The sequence below is a fragment of the Pseudomonas sp. Ga0074129 genome (assembly GCA_001465025.1).
GTDB lineage: Bacteria > Pseudomonadota > Gammaproteobacteria > Pseudomonadales > Pseudomonadaceae > Aquipseudomonas.
This window is the reverse complement of sequence record LNDO01000039.1, coordinates 1-17,930: the sequence shown is the minus strand read 5'-3', so window position 1 is coordinate 17,930 and position 17,930 is coordinate 1. Positions and strand designations below refer to the sequence as shown.

The window sequence follows — 17,930 nt, the reverse complement described above, 5'->3', positions numbered from 1 at the left end:
GAAGATCAATTTACGCCCACGCAAACGCCTGGGCTGGAAGACACCGTACGAAGTGTATGCAGGGGTGAGCGTTGCACTTATGGGTTGAATTCAGGCTAACTTAACCGCTACCCGCACACGATTAGCGTTTGGTCGCGTCGTATGCCAGGGCTGTCGTGCCGTCATCCTGATCACGATTTACTTCTTCACACTTCTCGCGGCTGCCGCCACAAATCGAACACTCTTTCTCAATTCCTAGATTGGCGATTCCGCCGCAAGAACCGGCAATAGGCTTACGGCCCATGATTACGCCAATAGCCATCATGCCCACTACCAGAAGCATGACCAAAAAAACCACTAAGAACGTCATTGCTCGTCTCCTGCTGGAAATAGCTGCTCGAAAGCCTGAGTTGCTTGTGTGACGAAGCCGTCACCTTCACGGGTCACGAAAAAGGCGGCAATACCTTTGCGCTCGGCAAACGCCAAGCCTCGCTCTGTGCCCATGACCATAAGCACTGTAGACAAACCATCTGCGCGTAACGTGGATTTATCCACGACGGTTACTGCGGCCAATTGATGATTAATCGGCTTTCCGGTCGATGGATCGAGGGTATGCGAATAACGCTGACCGTCTTCCTCGAAATAATTACGGTAATCACCCGAAGTGGAAATGCCATAACCATCAACTGCCAATACACGCTGGGCTACACGCTGGCCGTCCTGTGGCGCCTCCAAACCAATACGCCAAGGCTGACCATCCGGCTTCAGACCGGCGGCTTTAAGCTCGCCCGTCACCTCAATCATATAGCGGCTAACACCCAACTCACTTAAACGCTGCACGATCTTGTCCACGGCGTAGCCTGCGGCGATGCTGTTGAAGTCAACTTGCAGGTCAACATCCTTGCACAACTGCTCGCCCTGACGACGCAGATACTGCATGCCTACTCGGCTAATGGCAGCGGCAAGAGCCTCAGGTGTCGGAACTTTTCCTGCACGCGCCTGCGGGCCAAACCCCCAGAGATTCAGAACGGGCTCCAAGGTCAAATCCAAAAGCCCATCACTTTCCTCGTGCAGTGCGTAACCCGCATCCACCAATTCCAGCAGGCCTGCCGGCATAACCTGACAGCTTCCAGCAGGAGCATGATTGAACTTCTCGATGACTGAATCAGCGCGATAGGTCGAGAGTTGCAGATCGACCTCGGCAAGAATTGTTTCGGTTTCACGTTTGACCAAATCAAGACCAGGAGAAGACTCTCCACGCACATACTTGATCGTGTAAGTGCTGCCCATGGTTGGGCCACTAAATTCTTCTACACGCTCAGAAAACCAACAGCCCGTTAGGGCTGTCAGCATGCTGACAGCTATAACGGGCTTTAGAAGCACATGGCTCATGTTTAACCGCCGAAGTCGTCGAGCAGGATGTTCTCCTCCTCCACACCCAAATCAATCAAAAGCTTGATAACGGCGGCATTCATCATGGGCGGGCCGCACATGTAGAACTCACACTCTTCAGGTGCTGGGTGGTTCTTCAGATAGTTCTCATACAGCACGTTGTGAATGAAGCCCTTCATGCCCGTCCAGTTGTCTTCCGGCAGGGGGTCAGACAGTGCCAGATGCCACTTGAAGTTCTCATTCTCAGCCTGCAGCTGATCATATTCTTCAACATAGAAGGCCTCACGCATGGAGCGTGCGCCATACCAGAAGCTGATCTTGCGCTTGGACTTCAACCGCTTGAGCTGGTCAAAAATGTGCGAGCGCATCGGAGCCATGCCAGCACCACCGCCGATAAAGACCATTTCAGCCTCGGTGTCTTTGGCGAAGAACTCACCAAAGGGTCCGTAAACTGTAATTTTATCGCCAGGCTTAAGGCTAAATACGTATGAAGACATCTTGCCCGGCGGCAAATCATCTTTACCGGGCGGTGGTGAAGCAATACGGATATTAAACTTAACCAAGCCACGCTCTTCAGGATAGTTGGCCATTGAGTAAGCACGTATCACCGTCTCTTCAACCTTCGATACGTACTTCCACTGGTTAAATTTGTCCCAATCGCCCCGGTACTCGGGCTGAATATCAAAGTCCTTGTAGTGAACCTCGTGCGGTGGGCACTCCAACTGCACATAGCCACCGGCACGGAAGTCAACGTTTTCACCCTCTGGCAACTTCAACGTCAACTCTTTAATAAAGGTCGCTACGTTGGGGTTGGACTCAACGGTGCATTCCCATTTCTTAACACCGAAGACTTCTTCCGGCACCTCAATCTTCATGTCTTGCTTGACCGGCGTCTGGCAAGACAACCGCCAGCCCGCCTTAGCTTCGCGACGAGTGAAGGCTGCTTCCTCTGTAGGCAGCATTTCACCACCACCGTGCTCGACCACACATTTGCACTGCGCACATGTACCGCCACCGCCGCAGGCAGAGGACAGGAAGATATTATTGGCCGCCAAGGTTTGCAGTAACTTGCCGCCTGCCGGAACCACGATTGTTTTTTCGCCGTTAATCTCGATGCTCACGTCACCGCTGGAAACCAGCTTGGCGCGCGCCGCAAGAATGACCAGCACCAACGCCAACACAATGCCGGTAAACATGCCGATGGCGATAAATATCTCTACATTAATCATCTGCGTACCCCTTCTTTACAACTGCACGCCGGAGAAGGACATAAAGCCCAGAGACATAAGACCGATAGTAATAAAGGTAATACCAAGACCCTGAAGACCGTCTGGAACATCACTGTACTTGAGCTTCTCGCGTATGCCGGCAAGCGCAGCAATTGCCAGCGCCCAAGACAAACCAGAGCCAAGGCCATATACGGTGCTTTCGGTAAGATTGTAATCGCGCTCAACCATGAAGAGCGTACCGCCCATAATGGCGCAGTTCACAGTAATCAGCGGAAGGAAAATACCCAACGCGTTATAAAGACTGGGAACGTATTTATCCAGAAGCATCTCCAGTATCTGGACAATGGCTGCAATTACACCGATATAGCTCAATAGACCCAGAAAGCTCAGATCCACTTCTGGCAACCCGGCCCAAGCCAACGCGCCGTCTTTGAGCAAATAGGTGTAAATCAGGTTGTTGGCGGGCACGGTAATGACCTGCACCACAACCACCGCAATACCAAGACCAATTGCTGTCTCAACTTTCTTCGAGATGGCGATAAAAGTGCACATACCAAGAAAGAAGGCCAAGGCCATATTCTCAACAAACACAGCCTTAGCGAACAAACTGAGATAATGCTCCATTAATAGGCCTCCTTATTCGACACCTGAGGCGCCATTTTGAAACTTGGCTTCTCCACTTGATCTTTCTTCCAGGCCCTGAGCGCCCAGATGAACAAACCAATCAGAAAGAACGCAGAGGGTGGCAACAGAAGCATGCCATTGGGCTGATACCAGCCACCATCGTTTAACACTGGAATTATTTCGTAGCCCAGCAATTTACCAGCACCAAAGAGCTCACGAATAATACCCAGGGCAATCAATATAGCGCTGTAGCCCAAGCCGTTACCAATGCCATCAAAAAATGACAATACGGGTGGGTTTTGCATGGCAAAAGCTTCAGCTCGCCCCATCACAATACAGTTGGTGATGATCAAGCCTACGAACACAGATAGCTGTTTAGACAGACTATAGGCAAAGGCTTTAAGAACTTGGTCAACGACAATTACCAAGGAGGCGATGATCACCATCTGTACGATCATACGAATTGAACTTGGGATCTGACCGCGGATCATCGAGATGAACAGGTTAGAAAACCCGGTCACCAGCGTTAGTGCGATCGACATTACCAACGCTGTTTTAAGGTTGACGGTCACCGCCAACGCAGAACAGATACCCAGTATCTGCAAGCCAATTGGGTTGTTATTGAAGATCGGGTTCAGCAGTACTTCTTTAATAGTTGGCTGGGACATAATCAAGCTTCCCCTTTGTGCAGGTTGGCAAGGAACTGGGCAAAACCATTTTCTCCCAGCCAGAATTGCAGCAGGTTGTTAACCCCATTTTGAGTCAGCGTCGCGCCAGCAAGCCCATCAACTTGATGATTTGCTTGGGCACTTTGAGGATCAACGTTGCCTTTCACAATTTCGATGGCCAACTCACCTTTTCCATCAAACAGCGTTTTACCCAGCCACAAACTTTTCCACTTGGGATTATCCACCTCACCACCAAGACCGGGCGTTTCCGCATGCTGATAAAAACCCAGACCTGCGACAGTGTTCAAATCGCCCTGCAGCGCCATAAAGCCATGCAATGTTGACCAGAGCCCATAACCCCGCACAGGCAGAATCACGGTTTCCAACTTGCCATCCTGCTCGACCAAATACACCGTGGTGAACCGCTCGCGACGTTTAATCGACGCAATATCATCAGCACCCGTTAATACAGAGGACGATTGTGGGTTTTTGGAAGACTTCAGCGGGTCAAACGTTTCTGGATTTTGCTCATCGCTGAACTTACCTGTTTCAAGATCAACAATTCGCGCATCAATACGTTCGGCAAACAGCGCCTTGACCTGGGAACTGCTCATACCTTCTTTGCCCAAACCCGCGATAGCCAAAATGCTACGTTGCTTGTCGAGTTGACGGTTCTCAACTTGGGCGGGCTTCAATGCAATAGCGGCTCCGGCCACAAAAACCGAACAGACCAAGCAGACAAGGAAGGCCACCATCAACGTGCGAGCAGTGGATTCTTTTTGACTAGACATTACGTGCCAGCCTCCGTTTGATATTGGCTTGAACGACAAAGTGATCGATAAGCGGTGCAAACAGGTTGGCGAAGAGGATCGCCAACATCATGCCTTCAGGGAAGGCGGGATTGATCACTCGAATCATGACAACCATAACGCCAATCAATGCACCAAAGATCCATTTGCCTGTATTAGTCATCGACGACGACACAGGATCAGTGGCCATAAAGAACATACCAAAGGCAAAGCCACCAACTACAAGGTGCCAATACCAAGGCATAGCAAACATCGGGTTAGTGTTTGAACCCAGTGTATTAAGCAGCAGCGTGAAACCAATCATGCCCAGCATTACACCCGTAACGATGCGCCAAGAAGCAATTTTGGTCAGCAGCAATACGCCGCCACCAATCATGATTGCCAATGTGCTGGTTTCACCCATCGACCCATGAATCGTGCCGATAAAGGCATCCATCCAGGTAATGCCACTATTCACTACATTTTCGACACCACCGGCAGCCGCCAAGCTCAGAGCAGTGGCCCCAGCAAAACCGTCAACGGAGGTCCAGACCGCATCACCGGACATCTGGGCAGGGTATGCAAAAAACAGAAAGGCGCGGCCTGTCAGAGCTGGATTGAGGAAGTTCTTTCCGGTACCGCCAAACACTTCCTTGCCGATTACCACACCAAAGCTAATGCCTAGCGCAACCTGCCAAAGCGGAATACTTGGCGGCAGAATCAGGGCGAACAGCACCGACGTGACAAAGAAACCTTCGTTGACTTCATGCTTGCGGATAGACGCGAACAGCACTTCCCAGAAGCCGCCGACGATGAACGTCACCGCATAGACTGGCAAGAAATACGCTGCACCCTGAATGAAGTTGTCCCACAAGCTATTGGGGTCAAAGCCAGCCAGTGCACCAATCAAACCGAAGCGCCAGCCTTCCTGCGCAGCGAGCAGCTCTGGGCTGTTGGCAAAGATAAGGTTGGCTTGATAACCGGTGTTCCACATGCCAAAAAACATGGCTGGGAAAGTACATACCCATACCGTGATCATCATGCGCTTGAGGTCAATGCCATCACGTACGTGCGCGGTGGTTTTGGTTACGCTGCCGGGGCGGTAGAAGAACGTATCAATAGCCTCATACAAGGCATAGAACTTCTCGTACTTGCCGCCTTTTTCAAAGTTGTGCTCGATCTTGTCGAGAAATGCACGAACACCCATGACTTAACCCTCTTTCTCGATGCGCGCGAGGTTATCGCGCAGGATCGGGCCATATTCATATTTGCCGGCACACACATAGGTGCACAGCGCCAGGTCTTCTTCGTCCAGTTCCAGACAACCCAGTTTTTGGGCCATCTCGGTGTCACCGACGATCAAGTAGCGCAGGAGTTGAGTCGGCAGGATATCCAGTGGCATCACTGCTTCATAATTGCCCACCGGGACCATGGCGCGTGGACTGCCATTGGTGGTGGTAGAAAATGCGAATTTTTTAGCGGCCTGCAGTTTGGATACGAAAATATTCATAACCGAGTGCTTGTTCACGCCAGCACGTAAGTAGTGCAGCATTTCGCGCTCACTGCCTTCGGCCAAACATGACACCTGCAGGTGGTAACGACCCAGATACGCAAATGCACCCTGCGCAGTACGCCCCCCCAGCACAGACCCTGAAACCACACGGTTTACCCCTGGCTGCAATTGCCCGGCGGTCAATTCGCTCAAGCTCGCGCCAAGGCGTGTGCGCAACAGGCGCGGCTGTTCGACCACTGGGCCAGCAAGCGCAACCACACGATCCGTCCACAGTCGGCCAGTGGTCAATAACTTACCCACCGCAATCACGTCCTGATAGTTGATCGTCCAAACACTCTTGTTAGCGCTGACCGGATCCAGGAAGTGAATATGGGTACCCGCCAAACCAGCAGGATGCGGACCAGCAAAGGACTCAGCCTGCACATTATTCAGCTGTTCGCCTGGCAGGTTGCGACCCTCTGACTTGCAGAGAAAAACCTTGGCAAGGTTACTCAGGACCTTCAGACCACTTTCGAAATCAGCCGCGTACTCGGCTATCACGACTGACGGATCGGCAGCCAGTGGATGTGTATCAATGGCTGTGACGAAAATCGAAGAAGGCTGAGCGTCTGCGGCCGGAACTTTGCTGAGTGGACGCGTGCGAAACGCAGTCCAGAGACCCGATTGCAGAAGGGCTTTGCGCACATCAGCGTCGCCTAGGGCGCTTAGCTGATCAGCCGTAACGGATGGGAAAGTGATTTGCTCATCACCGTCAACATCGATCACAACCGACTGAAGCACGCGCCTTTCACCACGATGGATCGCACTTACGATGCCCGCAGCCGGCGCCGTGAATTGAACGCCAGGCGTTTTTTTGTCAGAGAACAGGACCTGACCGAGCTTGACCCGATCACCAACCTGAACCTCCATACTCGGCTTCATGCCGTGATAATCGAAGCCTATGACGGCGACGCTACGCACAGGCCTTGCAGCCTCTATGCGCTGCACCGGCGCACCGGTGATGGGCAAATCAAGCCCATGTTTTATTTTGATCATAGGTTTGCCTAACCACTGATTTAAAAAGCTTTTTAGAATACGGACGGCACCGCGCAAAAAAAGGATGTAATCCCATAAAAATTTTGGTGATGCGCGGAGTGCCGGTCGCGGAAAAAATCTGACCGATTATAAGGCGCACCTTCGGCCACTGGCCACCCAAGCGCTTGCTTTTATCCGGTTTAACGTAACAGAAGGCAACAGATAGCGACTTGACTACAAAGCTAACCCGCGCGACATAAGACCAATTGACTAAATGGAGCCAGCCATGCGCCTTTTATGGGTATTTACAGCCTTATTCGTGCTCAGTGGCGACTTGTTCGCCAGCACCAGTGAGCGCTTGCAAGAAGCCAACTTTCCCAACACACGCGTACTCGAACAAAGCAGCCTAGAACGCAAAAACCAGAGTGTCCTTACCTACCTGTGGGCAGATGTTTACGCCGCCGCGTTCTATGCCCCAGCGCAAGCCAGTGCCAGCCAAACCATCAACGAGCCACTTGATCAACGTCTCGAACTCTATTACTTCCGCAACATTGACAGCCAAGACGTGATCAAAGCCGCCTGGGTCACGCTTGAACGTCAACATACGCCAGACACACTGGCACGACTGCGCCCGGATGTGGATGCGCTTCACGGCACTTTTCGCGACATTCGTCCAGGTGATCGTTACGCCCTGAACTTCAGCCCCGAAAACGGTTTGACCCTGGAAGTAAATGGTCAGCCGGCCTTCACAAGCCCGAATACAGAGCTGGCTAAAGCGTACCTGGGCATCTGGCTGTCACCCAATGGCCTGTCAGATAAACTGCGTACCAGCCTGCTGGCTGACTAAATACATGCCATAAAAAACGGGAGCCGAAGCTCCCATTTTTTGTTTCACACCGGTACTTAACGTGGGAAAGCTGGCGGGTTGACCCCGGCCATATCTTCCATCACGCGTACAACCTGGCAGCTGTAACCAAACTCGTTGTCGTACCACACGTACAGCACAACACGGTTGTCGTTGCAGATGGTGGCTTCAGCATCCACCACGCCAGCATGACGCGAGCCGACGAAGTCGGTGGACACCACTTCCTGCGACTGAACGAAGTCGATCTGCTTCTGCAGGTCTGAGTGCATGGCCATCTGGCGCAGGTACTCGTTAACTTCTTCGCGAGTGGTGGCTTTCTCAAGGTTGAGATTGAGAATGGCCATCGACACGTTAGGCGTCGGCACGCGAATGGCGTTGCCGGTCAACTTGCCTTTCAGCACTGGCAGAGCCTTGGCAGCTGCGGTGGCAGCACCAGTCTCAGTGATCACCATGTTCAGCGGCGCACTGCGGCCGCGGCGATCGCCCTTGTGGAAGTTGTCGATCAAGTTCTGGTCGTTGGTATACGAGTGAACAGTTTCAACGTGGCCGTTAACAATGCCGTACTGATCATTGATGGCCTTGAGCACCGGCACGATGGCGTTGGTGGTGCAAGAAGCGGCCGAGATGATCTTGTCGTCAGCGGTGATTTCGCCGTGGTTGATGCCGTGCACGATGTTCTTCAGCGCACCTTTGCCAGGTGCGGTCAGCACAACGCGATCAACACCCGGGCAGGCCAGATGCTGACCCAGACCTTCGGCATCACGCCACACACCGGTGTTGTCGACCAACAGTGCATTCTTGATGCCGTATTGGGTGTAATCGACTTCGGCTGGCGACTTGGCGTAGATCACCTTGATCAGGTTGCCGTTGGCAGTCAGCGTGCTGTTCTCTTCGTCGATGGTGATAGTGCCATCAAACTTGCCATGCACCGAGTCACGGCGCAGCAGGCTGGCGCGCTTGACCAAGTCATTGGTCGCGCCTTTGCGCACAACGATGGCGCGCAGACGCAGGCCGTCGCCACCACCGGTTTTTTCGATCAGGATGCGCGCCAGCAAACGACCAATACGACCAAAGCCGTACAGAACTACGTCGGTCCCTTCACGGGCTTCACTGTTCTGCTTGCCAACCACTTCAACCAGCTCGTCTTTGACGAACTGCTCAATGCTGCGGCCCTGGCCTTCGGCCTTGAACTTGCTGACCATCTTGCCCAGGTCAATCGAAGCGGCGCCCAATTTGAGCTCGCTCATGGCCTTAAGCACCAGGAAGGTATCGTGGACCGACAACTCGCTATCACCCACCAAACGGTGACGGGCGAAGCGGTGGGCCTTGAGAATTTCGATCACGGAACGGTTGATTAAACCGCGACCGTAGATCGAGGTGACCACGCTATTGTTACGGTAGAGTTGGCCAATCATCGGAATCATCGCTTCCGCAAGGGCTTCTCGATCGATCCACTCACCGAGACACTGGTCGGGCTTCTGAGTCACGGGCTGTACCTTCCACATGTAGGGGCTGAAAAAAGGGGCTACATTATGACGGTGCACGCCTGCATGAGCAATGCACGACTGTCGTAACTGACACCGCAGGCAAACGCCCGTTACAATCGCCGACCTTGTGCCTTGACCGTGAGCCGCCTGTGTCTGTGCCTACCGCATCCGTACTGCGCCTACCGTCCCTGCCGGCCACTGCCGGAAAACAACACTGGGGCAACCTACCTGGCGCCGCGCTGAGCTTGGCTATTGCCGAAGCCGCCAGCCATGCCAAACGTTTCACTCTGCTGCTGACCGCCGACAGCCAAAGTGCGGAGCGCCTGCAGGAAGAGCTGAGCTTTTTTGCGCCTACCCTGCCCGTACTGCATTTCCCCGACTGGGAAACGCTGCCCTACGATGTGTTTTCGCCGCATCAGGACATTATTTCCCAGCGCATTGCCGCACTCTATCGACTGCCCGAACTGAAACACGGCGTTTTGGTTGTGCCGATTACCACTGCACTACACCGCCTGCCGCCCAAGCGCTTTCTGCTGGGCAGCAGCCTGGTGCTGGAGGTGGGGCAACAGGTGGATGTCAACCAGATGCGCAGCAACCTCGAAGCGGCTGGCTACCGCTGCGTGGATACGGTGTACGAACATGGCGAATTCGCCGTGCGGGGAGCGCTGATTGATCTGTTCCCGATGGGCAGCAGCAAGCCCTACCGCATCGACCTGTTCGATGATGAAATCGAAACCCTGCGCACGTTCGACCCTGATAGCCAGCGCTCCATCGACAAGGTCGAGTCGATCAAACTGCTGCCAGCGCGCGAGTTCCCGCTGGAAAAGAAAGCCGTAACCGATTTCAGGGGCCGCTTTCGCGAACGCTTTGATGTGGATTTTCGCCGCTGCCCGATCTATCAGGACCTGAGCACCGGCATTACCCCGGCCGGCATCGAGTACTACCTGCCGTTGTTCTTTGAAGAAACCGCCACCCTCTTCGACTACCTGCCCGCCGACACCCAAGTGTTTTCCCTGCCCGGCATTGAGAAAGCGGCCGAGCACTTTTGGGTAGATGCGCGCAGCCGCTACGAAGACCGCCGCGTTGACCCAGAACGACCACTGCTACCGCCTGGCGATATTTTCCTGCCGGTTGAAGACTGCTTTGCCCGCCTGAAAAACTGGCCGCGCGTGGTGGTTAGCCAAGATGACATTGAAGAAGGCGTCGGCCGCACCCGCTTCAATGCACGCGCCCTGCCCGACTTGGCGATTCAGGCCAAGGCCGGTGAACCGCTGGCAGCCCTGCGCCGTTTTATCGAGGAATATCCTGGCCGCGTATTGTTCTGTGCCGAATCGGCTGGGCGCCGCGAGGTGCTGCTGGAACTGCTTGCCCGCCTCAAGCTCAAGCCGAAGGAAGTCGATGGCTGGCCGGCGTTTGCTGCCAGTAAAGAGCGCTTAGGCATCTGCATCGCCCCGCTGGATGAAGGCTTGCTGCTCGATGAGCTGGCACTGATTGCGGAGAGCCCGCTGTTTGGCCAACGCGTCATGCAACGACGTCGCCGCGAAAAATCGCGCGATGGTGGCGACAACGTCATCAAGAACCTCACCGAGCTGCGCGAAGGCTCTCCCGTTGTGCACATAGACCACGGCGTGGGCCGCTACCTGGGCTTGGTCACCTTGGAAATTGACGGCCAAGCTGCAGAATTTCTCGCCCTGATGTACGCCGAAGAAGCCAAGCTGTATGTACCCGTGGCCAGCCTGCACCTGATCGCCCGCTACACCGGCAGCGATGACGCCCTCGCCCCACTGCACCGCCTGGGATCCGAAACCTGGCAAAAAGCCAAACGCAAGGCCGCCGAACAGGTCCGCGATGTGGCCGCTGAACTGCTCGACATCTACGCCCGCCGCGCCGCACGCGAAGGCTATGCTTTCAGGGATCCGCTGGCGGATTACGCCACCTTCAGCGCCGGTTTCGCCTTCGAAGAGACGCCTGATCAGCAAACTGCGATCGAAGCAGTGCTGGCCGACATGCTCGCGCCCAAGCCCATGGACCGCTTGGTCTGCGGCGACGTCGGCTTCGGCAAGACCGAAGTGGCCATGCGCGCCGCTTTCATAGCCGTACACAGCGGTCGCCAGGTTGCCGTGCTGGTTCCCACCACCCTGCTGGCTCAGCAGCACTACAACAGCTTTCGCGACCGTTTTGCCGATTGGCCTGTGACCGTTGAAGTCATGAGTCGCTTCAAATCGACCAAGGAAGTGAACGAGGCAGTCGTCAAACTGGCCGAAGGCAAAATAGACATCGTTATCGGCACACACAAACTGCTGCAAGACGATGTGCGTTTCAAAGACTTAGGTCTGTGCATCATCGATGAGGAACACCGTTTCGGCGTACGGCAGAAGGAGCAGCTCAAAGCTCTGCGCAGCGAAGTGGACATCCTCACCCTCACCGCCACGCCGATTCCGCGCACCCTGAATATGGCCGTGGCCGGCATGCGCGACCTGTCGATTATCGCCACGCCACCGGCGCGCCGCCTGTCGGTGCGCACCTTTGTCATGGAGCAGAACAACCCGACCATCAAGGAAGCGCTGCTGCGTGAGTTGCTGCGCGGCGGCCAGGTGTACTACCTGCACAACGATGTGAAGACCATCGAGAAATGCGCCAATGATCTGGCTGAACTGGTGCCGGAAGCACGTATCGGCATCGGCCATGGGCAGATGCGCGAGCGCGAACTGGAACAGGTGATGAGCGACTTCTACCACAAGCGCTTCAACGTGCTGATCGCCTCGACCATTATCGAAACAGGTATCGACGTACCCAGCGCCAACACCATCATCATCGAGCGCGCCGACAAATTCGGCCTGGCCCAACTGCACCAACTGCGTGGCCGTGTCGGTCGTAGTCACCACCAGGCCTACGCCTACCTGCTGACACCACCGCGCAAGCAGATGACGGAAGACGCACAAAAGCGCCTCGAGGCCATCAGCAACGCTCAGGACCTCGGTGCAGGCTTTGTGTTGGCCACCCACGACCTGGAAATTCGCGGGGCCGGTGAGTTGCTCGGCGACGGCCAGAGCGGGCAGATCCAGGCCGTGGGCTTCACCCTGTACATGGAAATGCTTGAGCGCGCGGTGAAATCAATCCGCAAAGGCGAGCAGCCTAACCTGGATCAGCCACTGGGTGGCGGCCCGGAAATCAACCTGCGCGTACCGGCCTTGATCCCCGAGGATTACCTGCCGGATGTGCATGCACGGCTGATTCTCTACAAACGCATTGCCAATGCCATCGATGAAGACGGCCTGAAAGAGCTGCAGGTGGAGATGATCGACCGCTTTGGCCTGCTGCCTGAGCCGACCAAGAACCTGGTACGCATCACCCTGCTCAAACTGCAGACTGAGAAACTCGGCATTAAGAAAATCGACGCAGGCCCACAAGGCGGGCGCATCGAGTTTGCTGCCAACACCTGCGTCGATCCGCTGACCCTGATCAAACTGATCCAGAGCCAGCCCACACGCTACAAGTTTGAAGGCGCAACACTGTTCCGCTTCTCGGTGCCGATGGAGCGCCCGGAAGAACGTTTCAACACCCTCGAAGCCCTGCTCGAGCGTTTACTTTCGCAATCTGTAAAGGACTGATCCATGCGCGCACTTCGCCCCCTGACCCTGCTGCCGCTTCTTATGCTGTGCCTGCTCACCAGTCATGCCGCACTGGCCGAGCGCCTGTACCACGTTGAAGTGATTGTCTTCCGCCAGGCCGCCGAGCCCATCTCCGCAGGCCAGTTGCCGCCGGACAACTGGGCGCAAAACGCCCTGCCAATCGACAGTAACAACCTGCGCAGCACCGCATTGAATGCAGAAGCGGGGAAACTCAACCCCGCCAACGGCTATCAGGTCTTACTGCACCAGGCTTGGGCGCAGAACATCGGCAACACCAGCAGCAGCGTTGCCATCCAGACGGGCTTTGAACACTTCGGCCATCACCCGATTGAGGGTACCGTCAGCCTTCGCGAAGACCGCCTAATCGAGTTGCAGAGTGATATTTGGGTCAACCAGTTCGATGACAGCGGCACGCTCAACGACAGCGAACGCATCAAACAAACTACACGCCTGAAAAGCGGTGAACTGACCTTTGTCGACAATGGCAGCCTGGGCATGCTGGTTCGCATCAATCCGCTGTAAACCCCAGAGAAACAAAGGGCCGCATCAGCGGCCCTTTGACATTGAGCTGACTCAACCCGCGAGCAGGCGCGCCAACACAGCCTTAACGGTGCCCATGCCTTCCTCAAGCGCACGCTCGATTTCCGCCATAGTGATCAACGCCTTGGATTTGCCCGCCGCCGGATTAACCACCAGCGACAGACAGGCATAAGGCAAAACCAATTCACGCGCGAGAACAGCTTCCGGCATACCCGTCATACCGACGAGGTCGCAGCCGTCGCGCTCCATCCTAGCGATTTCTGCCACTGTTTCCAGGCGAGGCCCTTGGGTGCAGCCGTAAACGCCGTGGCTGCTAAATTCAGCCCCTTCAGCCTGGAGCGCATCGGCCAGCTTACGACGCAACGAGGCGTCATAAGGGTGGCTGAAGTCCACATGAGTCACATGGTCCAACTCGCCCTCAAAAAAAGTCTGTTCGCGACCATAGGTGTAATCAATGATCTGATGCGGCAGGCAGAAATGCCCTGTGCCCATGGCCGCATGAATCCCCCCAACGGCATTGACCGCAATAATTGCAGTCGCTCCGGCCTCACGCAGTGCCCATAAATTGGCCCGGTAGTTAACCTGATGAGGCGGGATGCGGTGTGGATGGCCGTGGCGCGCCAGGAATAGCACCTCACGGCCTGCATAGTTGCCTTTAAGCACGGCCGCCGAAGGCGCACCATAGGGCGTATCAATATGCAGCGCGGCCGTGATGGTGAGGTCATCCAGCTTGGTGAGCCCTGTACCGCCGATAATCGCGTAAACCGTCATCCCTTGCTCCTAATCGATTAATTGCGCCTCGCGCAGGCAGGCCAACGCCTCAAGCCAACGCGGACTTTGTCGATACTCAATACCGGGAAAAGCCTGCCGACGCATCCGCGCCAGCCCCTGCGGCGGCTCTACATTGAGGCGCTGCAAAGCGCTCAAGGCCAACTCAGCCGCGGCACGGTCATTACACACCAAGCCCATGTCACAACCGGCCTGCAACGCGGCCTCGATTCGGCACGCTGCATCACCCACCACATGTGCACCAGCCATGGACAAATCATCACTGAAGATGACGCCCTTAAAGCCTAATTCACCGCGCAAAATGTCCTGCAACCAGCGGCGGGAAAAGCCTGCGGGCTGACTGTCTACTTGAGGATAGATCACATGCGCGGGCATCACTGCCGCCAGCTGTTGGCTCAATCGCGCAAAAGGTTGCAGATCGACGGCGCGGATCTGCTCCAGACTGCGTTCATCGACGGGGATGGCCACATGGGAATCAGCTTCGGCCCAGCCATGCCCGGGGAAATGCTTGCCGGTAGCCGCCATACCCGCGGCATTCATGCCGCGAACGAATGCTCCAGCCAACAGGGTGGCGTGCTGCGCATCGCCTTCAAATGCCCGACTGCCGACCACCGCGCTGCGCTGATGATCAAGATCAAGCACCGGGGCAAAACTCAGGTCCAGCCCGGCGGCTAACACTTCGGTGGCCATAACCCAACCACAATGCTCGGCGAGCAACTCGGCGTTGGCGTTATCGGCCAACGCTCGCATAGCTGGCAAACGCACGAAGCCCTGACGCAGCCGCTGCACACGTCCACCTTCCTGATCGACTGCAAGCAGCAAATCGGGACGTATACCGCGAATAGAGGCCGCCAACTCGCGAACTTGGCGCGGATCTTCGATATTGCGTGCAAACAGAATCAGACCTGCCACTTGTGGCTGACGCAGAATCTGCCGGTCCTCTGGCGTAAGCCAAGTGCCAGCGATATCCAGCATCAACGAACCTTGCATGGGTTTACTCACCATCCGTCCTTATAAAAGTGTTTGCGCGGCCCACTGCGGGCAAGCCGCCTCATCAATCTGAACGACACAGTGCGGCGGCACACAGGCAAAAAGTGTCATCAGATCGCTATTGCGCATTCGAATGCAGCCATGAGACAGCGGCACGCCCATGGGCTCAGTGTCCGGTGTGCCGTGTATGTAGATATAACGGCGAAAGGTGTCGACATCGCCGAGCCGGTTGCGCCCAAGCTCACAGCCACTTAGCCAGAGGATGCGCGTAAGAATCCAGTCTCGACCGGGGAACTGCACATGTAAGTCTGGGCTCCAGATTTCACCGGTGTAGCGCCGACCACGCAGCACCGCAGCACAGGGAAGGCCCTCGCCAATCTTTGCTCGCACCTGGTGTAAACCACGCGGCGTGCAGCCGGATCCATTTCGCTCACCAGCGCCATTCAGCGCAGTAGAAACAGCAAAACGCAGCTGAAGCCGACCGTTGGCAAAGCCATACAGCGACTGATCAGCAAGGGAGATATGCAACAAATCGAGGGAAGACATGGGGCGTTAGCTTAGCGGATAGCACCCACCAAGCCCACCAGCACGGATTAAACTTTGCTAGGTACAGCTGCGGTTTTAGTGCGCGGCTTCAACTGAGCATTGGCGAGGGATTCATCTGTGAGGCCAGTTTCCGAACGCATGCCTGCGGCAAGAAACGGCACCATCAAGCGCATCACCTGCTCAATCGATGTATTAACGCCAAAGTCGGTTTCCGACATAGCGCGCAGAGCCTTGATGCCAGACATGCTGAAGGCTGCTGCACCCAGCATAAAATGCACACGCCAGAATAATTCCAATGGAGGAATACGTGGCGCTGCCTCATGAACCAACTGCATGTAACGGCGGAACACCTTGCCGTACACCTCTTCGAGGTATTTGCGCAGATGCCCCTGGCTTTGGCTAAACGCTAAACCAAGCAGGCGCATGAAAATAGACAGGTCATTACCGCTGCGAGGCTTGACGGCCAGTGCTTGTTCGACGAGGAGTTCTAACAATTCCTCAAGGCTGACCTTGACCTCCGGCTTGCCCTGACGGCGATCAAGCTCACGCTCAAGACTTGTACAAAAAGGCCCCAAGAAACGTGAGAAGACTGCTTGAATCAGGGCTTTCTTTGAGCCGAAGTGATAGTTGACCGCCGCCAAATTGACCCCAGCCTTGCTGGTGATCAATCGCAGAGATGTTTCGGCGAAGCCTTTTTCTGCAAAAAGCTGTTCTGCCGCATCAAGAATGCGTTCAACGGTTTCCGACTGGGCCATGACTCTTTTCATCTGAACAAACACTTGTTTGAAACATACGTTTTAGCCGCCCGCCTTGTCAAGCCGAGCAAACCATCTTGTGGCTGAGTAGTCACGCATCAAGCCGCAAATACTCATCAACGCTAGACGCTCAAGCAACCTAGCAAGTTACAACGATTAAAGTCACCGCACGAACGAGATCGACATGCGCAGATGATTCTGTGATTGCCAAGCTTAATTCACTGTATATAATTCCAGCACCTGTACATAAAAACAGAGCTAACCATGCTAAAACTGACGCCACGCCAAGCTGAAATCCTTGCCTTCATTAAGGAGTGTCTTGAAAGCAATGGCTACCCGCCAACCCGCGCGGAAATTGCGATAAAGCTAGGTTTCAAGTCGCCTAACGCCGCGGAAGAACACCTCAAGGCGCTTGCACGTAAAGGCGCAATCGAGATGACGCCGGGAGCGTCACGCGGCATACGCATCCCAGGTTTTGAACCCAACACAGAGGATGAGGAAGGCCTTCCTGTGATCGGTCGAGTGGCTGCTGGCGCCCCCATTCTAGCGCAGCAGCACATTGAAGAATCGTGCCGAATCAACCCAGACTTCTTTCACCCCAGGGCCGATTACTTGCTACGCGTACGCGGCATGAGCATGAAGGACATCGGCATTTTCGACGGTGACCTACTGGCCGTTCATACCACCCGTGAAGCGCGTAATGGCCAGGTGGTGGTCGCACGAATTGATGATGAAGTTACGGTTAAACGCTTCAAACGCGAAGGCAACCGCGTTTGGCTGATGGCAGAAAACCCGGAATTCTCGCCCATTGAAATCAATTTGGAAGAACAGGAATTGATGATTGAGGGCCTTAGCGTTGGCGTCATTCGCCGCTAGTCACGGACTGTAAACGCCTAATAACTAAATTGCCGTTTCGACAATGCAAGCCATTGATCAGCCCGCCAGTGGAGGACATATGCAGTTTCCACACTCACTGAACCGCAATCAACTACCGCTTTTTGATGCATTTTTATCGTCTACAGTGCGGATTCCACGCTGACTCGGACACCCATTCCACGCACATCCGGACAGTGATTCCACGCTGATCCGGACACTCATTCCACGAGCATCCGGACACCG

The 17,930-nt window shown here is 55.0% G+C and carries 17 protein-coding genes; 4 read left to right on the top strand and 13 right to left on the bottom strand.

Going from position 1 to position 17,930, the window contains the following annotated elements; all coding sequences use genetic code 11:
- Positions 1–121: 121 nt before the first annotated feature.
- Genes nqrM through AUK77_RS02330 form a run of 8 tightly spaced genes read right to left on the bottom strand, consistent with a single transcriptional unit; the run spans position 122 to position 7,228 of the window.
- Positions 122–349 carry a (Na+)-NQR maturation NqrM gene (nqrM, locus tag AUK77_RS02365; RefSeq protein ID WP_296125708.1) on the bottom strand — a complete coding sequence of 76 codons (228 nt, stop codon included), beginning with the start codon at positions 347–349 and terminating at the stop codon, positions 122–124.
- A complete protein-coding gene (locus tag AUK77_RS02360) occupies positions 346–1,371 on the bottom strand; it encodes an FAD:protein FMN transferase (RefSeq protein ID WP_296125707.1) in 1,026 nt (341 codons plus the stop codon). Before AUK77_RS02360 ends, nqrM begins: the two co-directional genes overlap by 4 nt.
- Positions 1,372–1,373: 2 nt before the next feature.
- Positions 1,374–2,600, bottom strand: a complete 1,227-nt coding sequence (gene nqrF, locus AUK77_RS02355; RefSeq protein WP_296125704.1) for an NADH:ubiquinone reductase (Na(+)-transporting) subunit F — start codon at positions 2,598–2,600, stop codon at positions 1,374–1,376.
- 15 nt (positions 2,601–2,615) lie between these two features.
- The gene (gene nqrE / locus AUK77_RS02350; RefSeq protein ID WP_296125703.1) at positions 2,616–3,224 is read right to left on the bottom strand and encodes an NADH:ubiquinone reductase (Na(+)-transporting) subunit E; all 609 of its coding nucleotides are present in this window, start codon (positions 3,222–3,224) and stop codon (positions 2,616–2,618) included.
- Entirely contained in the window at positions 3,224–3,898 is a 675-nt protein-coding gene (locus AUK77_RS02345) for an NADH:ubiquinone reductase (Na(+)-transporting) subunit D (RefSeq protein ID WP_296125701.1), read from the bottom strand. Before AUK77_RS02345 ends, nqrE begins: the two co-directional genes overlap by 1 nt.
- Complete coding sequence (locus tag AUK77_RS02340) at positions 3,895–4,683, bottom strand: Na(+)-translocating NADH-quinone reductase subunit C (protein ID WP_296125700.1); 789 nt, start codon at positions 4,681–4,683, stop codon at positions 3,895–3,897. Before AUK77_RS02340 ends, AUK77_RS02345 begins: the two co-directional genes overlap by 4 nt.
- Positions 4,676–5,887: an NADH:ubiquinone reductase (Na(+)-transporting) subunit B gene (locus tag AUK77_RS02335; RefSeq protein ID WP_296125698.1), complete on the bottom strand. Its 1,212-nt coding sequence runs from the start codon at positions 5,885–5,887 to the stop codon at positions 4,676–4,678. The genes AUK77_RS02340 and AUK77_RS02335 overlap by 8 nt, the downstream gene beginning before the upstream one ends.
- Positions 5,888–5,890: 3 nt before the next feature.
- Entirely contained in the window at positions 5,891–7,228 is a 1,338-nt protein-coding gene (locus AUK77_RS02330; protein WP_296125697.1) for a Na(+)-translocating NADH-quinone reductase subunit A, read from the bottom strand.
- Positions 7,229–7,493: 265 nt separating this feature from the next.
- On the opposite strand from AUK77_RS02330, the gene AUK77_RS02325 reads away from it, so the two are divergent.
- Positions 7,494–8,054 (top strand): chalcone isomerase family protein, encoded by a 561-nt coding sequence (locus tag AUK77_RS02325; protein ID WP_296125695.1) that lies wholly within the window; start codon positions 7,494–7,496, stop codon positions 8,052–8,054.
- Positions 8,055–8,110: 56 nt separating this feature from the next.
- Here the strand turns inward: AUK77_RS02325 and AUK77_RS02320 are convergent, their stop codons facing one another.
- The gene (locus tag AUK77_RS02320; protein ID WP_296125694.1) at positions 8,111–9,577 is read right to left on the bottom strand and encodes a glyceraldehyde-3-phosphate dehydrogenase; all 1,467 of its coding nucleotides are present in this window, start codon (positions 9,575–9,577) and stop codon (positions 8,111–8,113) included.
- A 137-nt stretch (positions 9,578–9,714) separates the two neighbouring features.
- On the opposite strand from AUK77_RS02320, the gene mfd reads away from it, so the two are divergent.
- Positions 9,715–13,170: a transcription-repair coupling factor gene (gene mfd, locus AUK77_RS02315; RefSeq protein WP_296125712.1), complete on the top strand. Its 3,456-nt coding sequence runs from the start codon at positions 9,715–9,717 to the stop codon at positions 13,168–13,170.
- A gap of 3 nt (positions 13,171–13,173) precedes the next feature.
- Entirely contained in the window at positions 13,174–13,713 is a 540-nt protein-coding gene (locus tag AUK77_RS02310; protein WP_296125693.1) for a CsiV family protein, read from the top strand.
- Between the two features lie 51 nt (positions 13,714–13,764).
- On the opposite strand, the gene AUK77_RS02305 is transcribed toward AUK77_RS02310, so the two are convergent.
- Genes AUK77_RS02305 through AUK77_RS02290 form a run of 4 tightly spaced genes read right to left on the bottom strand, consistent with a single transcriptional unit; the run spans position 13,765 to position 16,811 of the window.
- Positions 13,765–14,502 (bottom strand): S-methyl-5'-thioinosine phosphorylase, encoded by a 738-nt coding sequence (locus tag AUK77_RS02305; RefSeq protein WP_296125691.1) that lies wholly within the window; start codon positions 14,500–14,502, stop codon positions 13,765–13,767.
- A gap of 9 nt (positions 14,503–14,511) precedes the next feature.
- Positions 14,512–15,510: a beta-N-acetylhexosaminidase gene (gene nagZ / locus AUK77_RS02300; RefSeq protein ID WP_296125710.1), complete on the bottom strand. Its 999-nt coding sequence runs from the start codon at positions 15,508–15,510 to the stop codon at positions 14,512–14,514.
- A 21-nt stretch (positions 15,511–15,531) separates the two neighbouring features.
- On the bottom strand, positions 15,532–16,056 hold the full coding sequence (locus AUK77_RS02295; RefSeq protein ID WP_296125690.1) for a L,D-transpeptidase: 525 nt from the start codon (positions 16,054–16,056) through the stop codon (positions 15,532–15,534).
- 47 nt (positions 16,057–16,103) lie between these two features.
- The gene (locus AUK77_RS02290; protein ID WP_296125689.1) at positions 16,104–16,811 is read right to left on the bottom strand and encodes a TetR/AcrR family transcriptional regulator; all 708 of its coding nucleotides are present in this window, start codon (positions 16,809–16,811) and stop codon (positions 16,104–16,106) included.
- Positions 16,812–17,075: 264 nt separating this feature from the next.
- Between AUK77_RS02290 and lexA the strand changes: the two genes are divergently transcribed.
- Positions 17,076–17,687, top strand: coding sequence for a transcriptional repressor LexA (lexA, locus tag AUK77_RS02285; protein ID WP_296125687.1), 612 nt, complete (start codon positions 17,076–17,078; stop codon positions 17,685–17,687).
- Positions 17,688–17,930: the final 243 nt, after the last annotated feature.